The organism is Streptomyces xantholiticus (genome assembly GCF_014651015.1).
GTDB lineage: Bacteria > Actinomycetota > Actinomycetes > Streptomycetales > Streptomycetaceae > Streptomyces > Streptomyces xantholiticus.
This window is the reverse complement of record NZ_BMWB01000024.1, coordinates 113,122-125,210: the sequence shown is the minus strand read 5'-3', so window position 1 is coordinate 125,210 and position 12,089 is coordinate 113,122. Positions and strand designations below refer to the sequence as shown.

At 71.6% G+C, this 12,089-nt stretch carries 10 protein-coding genes; 7 read left to right on the top strand and 3 right to left on the bottom strand.

Translation table 11 applies throughout. The features are described from left to right. Positions 1 to 41: 41 nt before the first annotated feature. The 3 genes from IE198_RS28320 to IE198_RS28310 all read right to left on the bottom strand — a co-directional run bounded on the left by IE198_RS28320 (position 42) and on the right by IE198_RS28310 (position 3,737). Positions 42 to 1,232, bottom strand: coding sequence for a DUF5667 domain-containing protein (locus IE198_RS28320; protein ID WP_189891641.1), 1,191 nt, complete (start codon positions 1,230 to 1,232; stop codon positions 42 to 44). Between the two features lie 281 nt (positions 1,233 to 1,513). After that, entirely contained in the window at positions 1,514 to 2,362 is an 849-nt protein-coding gene (locus IE198_RS28315; protein WP_189891639.1) for an ECF subfamily RNA polymerase sigma factor, BldN family, read from the bottom strand. A 433-nt stretch (positions 2,363 to 2,795) separates the two neighbouring features. Further along, complete coding sequence (locus tag IE198_RS28310) at positions 2,796 to 3,737, bottom strand: HAD family hydrolase (protein WP_189891636.1); 942 nt, start codon at positions 3,735 to 3,737, stop codon at positions 2,796 to 2,798. A 104-nt stretch (positions 3,738 to 3,841) separates the two neighbouring features. Here IE198_RS28310 and IE198_RS28305 point away from each other — a divergent pair, with 104 nt between their 5' ends. The 7 genes from IE198_RS28305 (at position 3,842) to hemB (ending at position 12,073) form a co-directional block, all read left to right on the top strand. Beyond that, positions 3,842 to 4,117, top strand: a complete 276-nt coding sequence (locus IE198_RS28305) for a glutaredoxin family protein (RefSeq protein WP_189891634.1) — start codon at positions 3,842 to 3,844, stop codon at positions 4,115 to 4,117. A gap of 296 nt (positions 4,118 to 4,413) precedes the next feature. After that, positions 4,414 to 5,133 (top strand): redox-sensing transcriptional repressor Rex, encoded by a 720-nt coding sequence (locus IE198_RS28300; RefSeq protein WP_189891632.1) that lies wholly within the window; start codon positions 4,414 to 4,416, stop codon positions 5,131 to 5,133. After that, a complete protein-coding gene (locus tag IE198_RS28295; RefSeq protein ID WP_189891630.1) occupies positions 5,130 to 6,896 on the top strand; it encodes a glutamyl-tRNA reductase in 1,767 nt (588 codons plus the stop codon). The genes IE198_RS28300 and IE198_RS28295 overlap by 4 nt, the downstream gene beginning before the upstream one ends. Further along, the gene (gene hemC, locus IE198_RS28290) at positions 6,893 to 7,852 is read left to right on the top strand and encodes a hydroxymethylbilane synthase (protein ID WP_189891628.1); all 960 of its coding nucleotides are present in this window, start codon (positions 6,893 to 6,895) and stop codon (positions 7,850 to 7,852) included. Before IE198_RS28295 ends, hemC begins: the two co-directional genes overlap by 4 nt. Further along, on the top strand, positions 7,849 to 9,516 hold the full coding sequence (locus IE198_RS28285; RefSeq protein ID WP_189891626.1) for a bifunctional uroporphyrinogen-III C-methyltransferase/uroporphyrinogen-III synthase: 1,668 nt from the start codon (positions 7,849 to 7,851) through the stop codon (positions 9,514 to 9,516). Before hemC ends, IE198_RS28285 begins: the two co-directional genes overlap by 4 nt. A 634-nt stretch (positions 9,517 to 10,150) precedes the next feature. Then, the gene (locus IE198_RS28280) at positions 10,151 to 11,005 is read left to right on the top strand and encodes a class I SAM-dependent methyltransferase (RefSeq protein ID WP_189891623.1); all 855 of its coding nucleotides are present in this window, start codon (positions 10,151 to 10,153) and stop codon (positions 11,003 to 11,005) included. Between the two features lie 66 nt (positions 11,006 to 11,071). Continuing rightward, positions 11,072 to 12,073, top strand: a complete 1,002-nt coding sequence (gene hemB, locus IE198_RS28275) for a porphobilinogen synthase (protein ID WP_189891621.1) — start codon at positions 11,072 to 11,074, stop codon at positions 12,071 to 12,073. Positions 12,074 to 12,089 lie beyond the last annotated feature (16 nt).

Here is a 12,089-nt window from a genome sequence, read left to right as displayed (position 1 = left end):
GGTGGGTCCCGGCCGGGACCCACCCCTCACGCGTGCCCTGTCTAGTCGTCGTCCTCCGCCTCGAAACCGAGTCCGGGGAGGATGCCCGGCAGCAGCGGCGGGATGGTGACTTCCGGAACCGACGGCTGGGAGTCCTTGCCGGACGGGGAAGGGCTCGCCACCTCCTCTGGCGGGACGAACAGACCGCCCGTGTTGCCACCGAGCAGGCCGTCCTGCGAGCCCGGGCTCGATCCCGACGGGCTGGGCCGGGTGTCCTCGCCCATGTGGTCGCCGCCGCCCGACGCGCTGGGCGCCGTACGGTCCGGAACCATGGTGTTCCCGGAGCTCTGCGAGGCGGTCGTGCCCTGGGAGCCGGGCTCCTTCTCCGGCGCTCGGGGCAGCATCGACTCGAGCGGGCCGACCTGTTCGTCTATGGCTTCGAAGGCCAAGTCCACCTCATCGCCGACGTCGGTCAGCTGGGCGGGCAGCCGGTCGCGCAGTCCGTCCCACGCAGTGCGGTGCGAGCGGGAGAAGGAGTTGAGCGCGGCCATGGGGGTGAGCGAACCGTCGCGCTCGTATGCGGCGCTGAGCAGACGGTGGCCTTCGGTGACGTCGTGCCGCATGCCGCTCAGCGTGCGGCGCACCTCGCCCAGCGACTCGTGGTCCATGGAGCCGGAACGGCCCCGTTCCATGAGCCGACGGGCCTCGCTCAGGCGGGTCGACGCCTGGTCGAGGTAGAGCTCGCCGCGGTCGGAGTCGTCGTCGGCCAGGCCGAGTTTGAAGTCCTCCATGCCGCGCTTCAGCCCGTACAGCGAGTCACCGGGAAGGGCGTCGGAACTGGCAGCGGCCACCCCGCTGAAGGCACCCGCCGCCACACCGACGGTCAGGCCGCCGGCCGCGAGCCCCTTCGACCAGCGGGAACGCGGCCGCAACTTCCGGAGCCGGGATGCCCGATGGGCGCCGCGGCCGGAGGTCCGCTGCTCGGGCACCGTAGGGCCCGCGGGCGCACCGGGCGCGGCTGCCGTGCCCTCTTGGAGCATCGCTTCCATGGCGGCCACGAGCTGGGCCCGCTGCACCACCTTGACCTCGGGGTCCATCTCCGGCTTCGGCAACTCGCCGAGACCGTGGGCCAGGGCCAACAGCCGTTCGTGCCCGGGCGGTTCGACCGACTCGTCGGGCTGTTCGGCCGCCTGGTCTTCCAAGGCCTGGGCGAAGGCGTTCGCCCGCCGGTGCGCCGAAACGTTCGCGATCACTGGCGGCACCTCCTCTCGTCATGACGATCGACTCCCCTGGGGTTCTGGAGGGTTGCACACCTTGAGCACATCCACACGAACGAGTGAGTGGCTGCGGGCATGGCGTGTCCAGAGGGAGCCTGCATTCCGCACAACGAGCGGCGCGGCACTTGGGTTACGCGCGAAAGATGATCGGACCAGTGCGTCATCGAGGCGTCACCGAATGTGAGTCGGGTACAGGGAGAAGTGGGGTCGGCGTGGGGCAACGGGACCTTGGCGGGGCGGTGCCAGGCAGGGACGGCTCAGCGGGCGTCGTCGGGCAGCAGCCGGGCCAGGGTACGCACGGCCCGGTACTGCAGGGTCTTGATCGCGCCCTCGTTCTTGCCCATCGCCCTGGCGGTCTCGGCGACGGACATGCCCTGCAGGAAGCGGAGGGTGACGCACTCCTGCTGCTGGGGGTTGAGCTTGCGGACGGCTTCGAGCAGCGCGGCGTTGGAGAGGGACTCCAGGACCGAGTCCTCCGGACTGCGTTCCACCTCATTGGCGTCGAGCATCTCTCCGGTGGTCACTTCCAGCCGGAAGCGGCTCGACTTGAAGTGGTCGGCGACCAGATTTCGGGCGATCGTCACCAGCCAGGCGCCGAAGTCGCGGCCCTGCCAGGTGAAGGTGGAGATACGGCGCAGGGCGCGCAGGAACGTCTCACTGGTGAGGTCTTCCGCCGTCGCCTTGCCGCCGACGCGGTAGTAGATGTAGCGGTAGACGGTGTCGCTGTACTGGTCGTAGAGCCGGCCGAAGGCCTCGGCCTCGCCCGCCTGGGCGCGCTCGACCAGGTCCATCATGCGGGCGCTGTCGCTGTCGGCGGTGGGCCGGCGGGGGGCGGCATGGGCGCCGGAGCCGCTGCGGCCCGCTCTTCTGCCCGCGGCCCGTCCGTCGGTCGTCCGTCGCCCCTCGTCGACGGCGCTGCGCGCCGGCCCCTTGTGCAGGCCGTCGGTCAGGGCATAGCAAGGGGCGGCCGGACCGCCGGCGGCGAGGCGGGGGGTGGCGAATGCGGGGACGGCGTACGCGGCGGGGACGAGGCCGCGCAAGTGGTCGAGGACCGCTGCGCGCAGCGTAGCCAGGCCCGAGGCGTCAACCCCGACGTGTGGGTACACGGGACTCCCAGAGGCAGAGCTTCCATCACGAGCAGTGCGGGACCGTTCACCCGTCGTGGGGACTGGTGGGGTCCGTCATGCGTTTGAGGAGAATAACGCTTCGTACAGGCAGTGCTACGCCCAGTTGCCCAAATCGTCGTTTTCGACGCTTCTGTTACGTCTGGACGACCGATCTGATCGCACATTGGGAGCAGTTGTTGATCGAATTTGGTCGTGATCTGTCTTGCGCAGGAGTCGGTTGTGCCCGGGGCGGGACAAGAGGACTGGCCGGGGGCCTACCGGTGCAACGCGCGAGGATTGGCCGACGACACGCGCGTGCGCACATGTGCGGAAGACATGACGGTGCGTGGTTACGGTGCGTGGCGGCAGTGGTGGCGTGGCGGTGGTGTGGCGGTGGTGTGGACGGCGCCGGCCGCGCGGGCCGGGCGGGGCGTCAGCGGCGGCGGCGGTGCAGGGCGACCGCGGCGGCGGTACCGCCGGCCAGTGCGCCCACACCGGCCGCGGCAGGGATGCCGACCTTGGCGGCCTTGCGGCCCGTCCGGTAGTCGCGCAGGCGCCAGTCCCGTTGCCGGGCGTGCTTGCGCAGCTTGGTGTCCGGGTTGATCGCGTACGGATGACCGACGAGCGAGAGCATCGGGATGTCGTTGTGGCTGTCGCTGTACGCGGCGCAGCGGGAGAGATCCAGGCCCTCGGCGGCCGCCAGGGCGCGGACCGCCTCCGCCTTCGCCGGGCCGTGCAGCGGTTCGCCGACGAGCTTGCCCGTGTAGACGCCGTCGACGGACTCGGCGACCGTGCCCAGCGCGCCGGTCAGGCCGAGGCGGCGGGCGATGATCGTCGCCGTCTCGACGGGGGCCGCGGTCACCAGCCACACCTTCTGGCCTGCGTCGAGGTGCGCCTGCGCGAGGGCCCGGGTGCCCGGCCAGATGCGGTCGGCCATGTACTCGTCGTAGATCTCCTCGCCGATGCTCATCAGTTCGGACACGCGGTGGCCCTGGACGATGGACAGGGCGCTTTCGCGGACGTCCTGCATGTGCTCCGGGTCCTCGACCCCCGCGAGCCTGAACCACGCCTGCTGCCAGGCGAATCGGGCCAGTTCGCGGCGCTGGAAGAACTTCCGCTTGTACAGGCCCCGGCCGAAATGGAAGATCGCGGCACCCTGCATGACCGTGTTGTCGAGGTCGAAGAAGGCGGCGGCGCGTTCGTCGCCCGCGACGGGGAACTCCCGTTCGACGGTAGGCGCGGTGAGCTCTTGTGCCTCGAGGGCCTCGATCGTCTGCGAGGACTTCCGTGCTGCCTCTGCTGCGGCTTCGCCCGCGAGCACGCTGCGTGCCGTGGCGGAGCGCCTACGCGGGGTGAGCCATCCCAGTGCGGCCATGGCGTGAGCATAGCCAGTCTGTTCGGCACTTCCCGCCACGCCGGGGTGCGGCGGCGTGAACTCTCCGCGTCCGCGCTGTGAAGAGGACCGGCGAGAATGGGTGCATGAGTCCTCTGCTGCGGCGCACCAAGAAGAACTCCGCCGAACGTACGGTCACCCTCATCGGGAAGCCCGGGTGTCATCTCTGCGACGACGCGCGCGAGGTGGTCCGGCAGGTGTGCGCCGAGGTGGGCGCCTCCTGGGAGGAGAAGGACATCAACGAGGACGAGGAGTTGCACCGCGCCTATTGGGAGCAGATCCCCGTCGTGCTGGTCGACGGCGAGCAGCACACCTTCTGGAAGGTGGACGCCGGTCGACTCCGGCGTGCGCTCGGCGCGTGAGCCTTGTGTCGCAGGCCTGTCGGGAAGCGGGGCGGCAGGGCAGAGTGGACGGAATCAGGTCGTCCCAGGGGGTTTTCGAGAGGAGTGTGTCCGGTTTGCGCCCCTCGGTGTCGCAACGGTCACGAACGGTTTGCGGTTCCGCAATGCCGCCGTCGAATTGCGTGAGCCCGGTCACTTTGCACGGACAAAGCGGACACCATCTTTGTGCACGCGTTCACAAAGACATAGCCTGCTGTCGACGGGGCGGTCTTGGGACACATGGCCGCCTGCAGCCTCGCTCATCCCCCAGGAGCACCGTGGCAACTGGCCGAAATCACCGACCGGCGACCCGTAGCCGAGGAATCCCCGAGGCCACCGTCGCTCGGCTCCCGCTGTACCTGCGGGCTCTGACCGCTCTGTCCGAGCGGTCCGTACCCACCGTCTCCTCCGAGGAGCTCGCGGCCGCGGCAGGCGTCAACTCCGCGAAGCTGCGCAAGGACTTCTCCTACCTCGGCTCGTACGGAACGCGTGGCGTCGGCTACGACGTGGAGTATCTCGTCTACCAGATCTCCCGTGAACTGGGGCTGACCCAGGACTGGCCGGTTGTGATCGTAGGAATCGGTAACCTCGGCGCCGCACTCGCCAACTACGGCGGCTTCGCGTCCCGTGGTTTCCGGGTCGCCGCGCTGATCGACGCCGACCCGGCAATGGCCGGAAAGCCCGTCGCCGGCATCCCGGTCCAGCACACGGACGAGCTCGAGAAGATCATCAGCGACAACGGGGTCTCGATCGGCGTCATCTCCACGCCCGCCGGTGCAGCCCAGCAGGTGTGCGAGCGACTGATCGCCGCCGGCGTCACCTCGATCCTGAACTTCGCGCCGACCGTGCTGTCCGTGCCCGACGGTGTCGACGTGCGCAAGGTCGACCTCTCCATCGAGCTGCAGATCCTCGCCTTCCACGAGCAGCGCAAGGCCGGCGAAGAGGCCGCGACCCGCAGGGGCCCCGACGGCGACATGTCCGCGGTGATGCCGGCATGAGTCTCCTGGTCGTAGGGCTGAGCCACCGCAGTGCCCCCGTGAGCGTGCTGGAGCGGGCGTCGCTGCCCACCGACGCGCGGATCAAGCTGCTGCAGGACACCCTCGCCGCGGAACCCGCCACCGAGGCGGCCGTGCTGGCCACGTGCAACCGCATCGAGCTGTACGCCGACGTGGACAAGTTCCACGCCGGCGTCGCCGAGCTGTCGACGCTGCTCGCCCAGCACAGCGGGGTGGGCCTCGAGGAGCTCACTCCGTATCTCTACGTGCACTACGAGGACCGGGCGGTCCACCACCTCTTCTCGGTGGCCTGCGGTCTCGACTCGATGGTCGTCGGTGAGGGCCAGATCCTCGGTCAGATCAAGGACGCGCTGGCACTCGGGCAGGAACTGCACACCGCCGGACGGCTGATCAACGACCTCTTCCAGCAGGCGCTGCGGGTCGGCAAGCGGGCGCACAGCGAGACCGGGATCGACAGGGCCGGGCAGTCGCTCGTCACCTTCGGCCTCGAGCAGCTCGCCGTCGGTGTGCCGGTCGAGGAGTGGGCCGCGGACAAGCGGGTGCTGGTCATCGGCGCCGGTTCGATGTCCTCGCTCGCCGCCACGACCCTGGCGCGACTCGGCGTACGGGAACTCGTCGTCGCCAACAGGACCATGGAGCGTGCGGAGCGACTGTCCGCGGCGCTCTCCGAGCCGGGCACGGTCGAGGCGCGCGCCGTGAGCATGTCCGACGTGCCCGCCGAGCTCGCCCTGGCCGACGTGGCCGTCTCGTGCACGGGTGCGACCGGTCTCGTGCTGACGGCCGAGGCGGTCGCGGCGGCGCTCGCCGAGCACGTGGTGCCGGGCGCGTCCTCCGTCGCGGATCTGCGCGCCCCCGAGGGCAGCGTCGTCGCCCGGCTGGCCGCGCTCGCGGCCCGCGACGGCCGCGTTGCCGAACTGCCGGGCGGCGCCGACGACCTGGCGGGCCTGCCGGGTGTGGACCGGGTCGGCGGCCCGGGGGCACCGGCGCAGGGTGACTCCGGTTCCTCCGGCGCTGCTCAAGCCGGTGGGGGCGCGACGGGACCGGTCGTGGACTCCGCAGGTGCGAATGTTGCCCAAGGCGCCGAGGACGCGCTGCGCGGCGGGGCAGCCGGGGCCGAGTGCCCCGTCGGCCTGGACGACTCCCTGGCGCAGCACGGCGCCTGGACCACCGGTGGCTCGCGCCTTCCCCGTAAGGCCCGCACCGGCGCGCTCACCGCGTCCGGCAACGGCCCGGTACGGCTCGCGCTGCTCGACCTGGCCATGCCCCGTGACATCGACGCCGCCGCCCACCGCCTCGCGGGGGTACGGCTCGTCGACATCGAGTCCCTCGCGGAGGCCTCCGCCGACGCGCCGATGGCCGCCGATGTGGACCAGGTCCGCTCCATCGTCTCCGCCGAGGTCGCCGCGTTCGGCGCGGCCCAGCGTGCCGCGCACATCACGCCCACCGTGGTCGCCCTGCGCACCATGGCCGCCGATGTGGTCGCCGGTGAGATGGCCCGCCTCGAGGGGCGGCTGACGGGGCTCGACGAGAAGCAGCGGGCCGAGATCACCCAGACGGTGCGCCGTGTGGTGGACAAGCTCCTGCACGCGCCCACCGTGCGGGTCAAGCAGCTGGCCGGGGAACCCGGCGGCGCCGGGTACGCGGACGCGCTGCGGACCCTCTTCGACCTCGACCCGGAGACGGTCGCCTCCGTCAGCCGGGCCGACCTGAATGACGCAGACGTCAAGAACCGAGGGCGAGTATGACCGAGAGGGCACTGAGGCTCGGAACCCGGCGCAGCAAACTGGCCATGGCCCAGTCCGGGCAAGTGGCCGAGGCGGTGCGCCGCCTGACCGGCCGCGACGTCGAGCTCGTCGAGATCACCACGTACGGGGACGTGTCCCGTGAGCATCTCGCGCAGATCGGCGGCACGGGCGTGTTCGTCGCCGCGCTCCGTGAGGCGCTGGCGCGCGGCGAGGTCGACTTCGCCGTTCACTCGCTGAAGGACCTGCCGACGACACAGCCCGACGAGCTGGCGCTCGCGGCCGTGCCGAAGCGCGAGGACCCGCGGGACGTGCTGGTCGCGCGCGAGGGCCTGACCTTCGAGCAGCTGCCGAACGGCGCCCGGGTGGGTACCGGTTCGCCGCGCCGGATGGCGCAGCTGAACGCGTACGCCCGCACGCACGGCCTGACGATCGAGACGGTGCCGATCCGCGGCAACGTCGACACCCGGATCGGATTTGTGCGGAACGGGGAGCTCGACGCCGTCGTGCTCGCCGCGGCCGGACTCAACCGCATCGGCAGGACCGACGAGGTGACCGACTTCCTGTCGGTGGACTTCGTCCTGCCCGCCCCCGGCCAGGGGGCCCTGGCGATCGAGTGTGCCGCGGACGACGCGCACCTCGTCGCCGCGCTCGCCGAGCTCGACGACCCGCACACGCGGGCCGCCGTGACCGCCGAGCGTGCCCTGCTCGCCGCCCTGGAGGCCGGCTGCTCCGCACCTGTGGGTGCGCTGGCCGACCTGTTGGGCGACGGCCAGGCTGTCACCGAGATGCGCCTGCGCGGCGTCGTCGGCACGATCGACGGCTCCTCGCTGGTGCAGCTGTCCACCACCGGTCCCGTACCCACGTCGCACGGCGACGCGGCGGCGCTCGGACGCGAACTCGCGGACGAGATGCTCGCCAAGGGTGCGGCCGGTCTTATGGGGGAGCGAGCACATTGAGCCCCACCACCTCGAACCATCCGCCCCGTCCGGCACACGGACAAGGGCACGTCACCTTCCTGGGTGCCGGTCCCGGCGATCCCGGTCTGCTGACTCTGCGCGCCGTCGAGGCGCTCGCCGGAGCCGACGTGCTGATCGCCGAGCCGCATGTGCTCGACGTCGTTCGCGGCCATGCGCGGGCGAGCGTGAGCACGCCCGAACTGACGGTTGTTGACGATGCGTCAACATCCGCCGGGATCCCCGTACTCAGGGATGCGGCCAATCTTGTCATGGAGGCCGCGCGGGGCGGCAAGCGGGTCGTGCGTGCGGTGACCGGCGACCCGGGTCTCGACAACGACGCAGGTCAGGAGATGCTCGCCTGCGCCGCGGCGGGGATCCCCTTCGAGGTCGTGCCGGGCGTTGCCGCCGCGGTGGGCGTGCCCGCGTACGCGGGTGTCCCGCTCCGCGACGAGCACGGCACGGACGTCCGGTTCATCGACGCGCGGACGGCTTCCGACCGGTGCTGGACCGAGGTCGGTGCGAGTGACGGCACGGCCGTCGTCTCCACCACGCTGGAGACGGTCGCCGCGGCCGCCGGTGAACTGGTCGCCGCCGGCCGCAAGCCGGACACCCCGCTGACGGTCACCGTCGCGGGTACGACGACCCGGCAGCGGACCTGGACGGCGACGCTCGGCACGATCGCGCAGACCCTGAAGCAGGCGAAGGTGCTGCCGTCCCCCGAGGGACAACAGCCGGTCATAGCCGTGGTCGGTGAGCGCAGTGCCGCCGCACAGCGCGACCAGCTCGCGTGGTTCGAATCCAAGCCGCTGTTCGGCTGGAAGGTGCTCGTGCCGCGCACGAAGGAGCAGGCCGCCTCGCTCTCCGACCAGCTCCGTTCCTACGGCGCGGTGCCGCACGAGGTCCCGACCATCGCCGTCGAACCGCCGCGCACGCCCCAGCAGATGGAGCGCGCGGTCAAGGGCCTTGTCACCGGCCGCTACGAGTGGATCGCCTTCACCTCGGTCAACGCGGTCAAGGCCGTGCGGGAGAAGTTCGAGGAGTACGGGCTCGACGCGCGTGCCTTCGCCGGGATCAAGGTCGCGGCCGTCGGCGAGCAGACGGCCGCGGCGCTCGTCGACTTCGGTGTGAAGCCGGACCTCGTGCCGAGCGGTGAGCAGTCCGCGGCCGGTCTGCTGGAGGACTGGCCGCCCTACGACCCGGTCTTCGACCCGATCGACCGCGTCTTCCTCCCGCGCGCCGACATCGCCACCGAGACACTGGTCGCGGGCCTCATCGAGCTGGGCTGGGAGGTCGACGACGTCACCGCCTACCGGACCGTGCGGGCCTCGCCGCCGCCGGCGGAGACGCGCGAGGCGATCAAGGGCGGCGGCTTCGACGCGGTGCTCTTCACCTCGTCGTCGACCGTGCGGAACCTGGTCGGTATCGCCGGCAAGCCGCACAACGTGACCGTGATCGCCTGCATCGGTCCGGCGACCGCGAAGACCGCGGAGGAGCACGGGCTGCGGGTGGACGTCCTGTCCCCGGAGCCGTCCGTGCACCGGCTGGCCGAGGCGCTCGCCGACTTCGGCGCGGCGCGGCGGGCGGCGGCGGTCGAGGCGGGCGAGCATGTGACGCGGCCGTCGGAGCGGCGTCCTGGCGGACGGCGGCGTCGGACGACGACCTGAGGCCCGAAGGGCGTTCTGGGGCGGGTGGGGTGCTTTTCCCCTACCCGCCCCTTCCCTTGACCGGGGCTCCGCCCCGGGCCTCGTTACGGGGGCTTCGTCCTGGGCCTCCTCCGCCTTTCGTGCGGTGCTTCGTGGCTTTTGGGCCGGGCCCGGTGCGGGGGCTTCGTCTCCGGCCTTCGTCCGCTCTTCGGGCGGTGCTCGTGGCTTTTGGCCCGGGCTCCGGTTCGGGCTTCGCGCCCGTCCATGTCGGCCCCCGGACCCCGTACGGGCTTCGTGCCGGGCCCCGTTTCGTCTTTCGGGCGGTGCTCGGGGCTCCGCCCCGGACCCGGTACCGCGCTGCGGCCGGTGTCCTCGAACGCCGGGCGGCTGGAATGCCCCCGTCGCGGCAGACCGGGCCGCCGGACGAGGGCACATACAGCCCCGCCGGCGTTCGAGGCGCGGGGGCGGAGCCCCGAAACACCGCGCGGAGCGCGGTGAACGGGTCCGGGCGGAGCCCGGTGTCGGGAAAGGGCGGGGAGGGGAAACGGCCCCGCGCAGCGGCCACGCCCGCCCCGCCAGGGTTGGCGGCCGCGCACGGGGAGGCGTACACCGGAAGCAGAGCTGCCACCTGGGTGAGAGCGAGTGGGTGACCGTCATGAGCGCCAGGACTCTGCACGTCGATCCGTCCAACGCCGAGCAGGCACGCTCCTGGGACGGTGACGAGGGTTCCTACTGGGCCGCGCATGCGGACCGTTTCGACCGCGCTGTCCACGCCTACCAGCGGCCGTTCCTCGATGCCGCCGCCCTCCACCGCGGCGAGGCCGTCCTCGACATCGGCTGCGGCAACGGGCTGACGTCCCGCGCCGCCGCCCGGCTCACCGTCGGCGGGCCGGTCCTCGGCGTCGACCTCTCGGGCCCGATGCTGCGCGTGGCGCGGCGGGAGGCCGAGCGCGAGGGGCTCGACAGCGTCCGCTTCGAGCAGGCCGACGCCCAGACGTATCCCTTCCCGGAGGCGTCCTTCGACGCCGCCATCAGCCGCGCCGGATCCATGTTCTTCGCCGAGCCGGTGACCGCCTTCCGTAACATCGCCCGAGCCCTGCGGCCCGGCGGCCGACTGGTGCTGTTGGTGTGGCAGGGCGTGGAGCGCAACGAGTGGTTCCGGTCCTTCGCGACCGCCCTCGCGGCGGGTCGCGACCTTCCGGTGCCGCCGCCGGGCGCGCCCGGTCCGTTCGCCATGGCCGATCCCGACGTCGTACGGGACCGGCTCACCACCGCCGGGTTCGAGGAGCCGGAACTGACGGGGCTGCGTCGCCCCATGTACTTCGGGCGGGACGCCGAGCAGGCGTACGCCTTCGTCTCGGGCATGGTCGCCTGGATGCTCGACGACCTCGACGAGGCAGGCCGTGCGCGGGCCCTCGCCGATCTGCGGGCGGACATCGAGGCCCATGCGACACCGGAAGGCGTGCTCTACGCGTCGGCCGCCTGGATCGTCACCGCGAAGCGTCCGTAGCGGCCGGCCACCGCTCCGACGGGCTGTCGGCATTCGCACCCCTGCGGCGGGCGTAGCGTGGCATGCATGACTGTGTACGGATCCTTTCCCGGTGCGCGGCCGCGGCGGCTGCGGGTGAATCCTGCGATGCGGCGTATGGTCGCCGAGACCCGGCTGCACCCGGCCGATCTGATCCTGCCCGCCTTCGTGCGCGAGGGGATCAGTGAGCCCGTCCCCATCCAGGCGATGCCGGGCGTCGTGCAGCACACCCGTGACACCCTCCGGAAGGCCGCCGTCGAGGCGCGCGAGGCCGGGGTCGCCGGGATCATGCTCTTCGGCGTGCCCGAGGACGAGAAGAAGGACGGGCTCGGGACCGCCGGCACGGACCCGGACGGGATTCTTCAGGTCGCGATCCGGGACGTGAAGGCCGAGGTCGGCGACGAGCTCGTGATCATGTCCGACCTGTGCCTGGACGAGTACACCGACCACGGCCACTGCGGAGTCCTCGCGGCGGACGGCCGCGTCGACAACGACGCCACGCTGGAACGTTACGCCGAGATGGCCCAGGTCCAGGCCGACGCGGGCGTCCACGTCGTGGGCCCCAGCGGCATGATGGACGGCCAGATCGGCGTCGTCCGCGACGCGCTCGACACCATCGGCAAGGAGGACGTGTCGATCCTCGCGTACACCGCGAAGTACTCGTCCGCCTTCTACGGCCCCTTCCGCGAGGCCGTCGGCTCGTCGCTGAAGGGCGACCGCAAGACGTACCAGCAGGACCCGGCCAATGTGCGCGAGTCGCTGCGCGAACTGGCGCTCGACCTCGAGGAGGGCGCGGACATGGTCATGGTCAAACCCGCCGGCCCCTATCTCGATGTCCTGGCCAAGGTCGCCGAGTCGGTGGACGTGCCGGTCGCGGCGTACCAGATCAGCGGCGAGTACGCGATGGTAGAGGCCGCCGCGGAGAAGGGCTGGATCAACCGCGAGGCGGCGATCGCCGAGACGCTGCTCGGCATCAAGCGCGCGGGCGCGAGCATGATCCTCACGTACTGGGCGACGGAGGTTGCCCAGGGGCTCGGCGCAGCCCGCTGACGAAGAAGTTCCGGAC

Bases quoted from the DNA above. Each gene is read 5' to 3' on its own strand.
- IE198_RS28310 (WP_189891636.1), bottom strand. From the start codon at position 3,737: ATGGCCGCACTGGGATGGCTCACCCCGCGTAGGCGCTCCGCCACGGCA.
- IE198_RS28305 (WP_189891634.1), top strand. From the start codon at position 3,842: ATGAGTCCTCTGCTGCGGCGCACCAAGAAGAACTCCGCCGAACGTACG.
- IE198_RS28295 (WP_189891630.1), top strand. From the start codon at position 5,130: ATGAGTCTCCTGGTCGTAGGGCTGAGCCACCGCAGTGCCCCCGTGAGC.
- hemC (WP_189891628.1), top strand. From the start codon at position 6,893: ATGACCGAGAGGGCACTGAGGCTCGGAACCCGGCGCAGCAAACTGGCC.
- IE198_RS28280 (WP_189891623.1), top strand. From the start codon at position 10,151: ATGAGCGCCAGGACTCTGCACGTCGATCCGTCCAACGCCGAGCAGGCA.
- hemB (WP_189891621.1), top strand. From the start codon at position 11,072: ATGACTGTGTACGGATCCTTTCCCGGTGCGCGGCCGCGGCGGCTGCGG.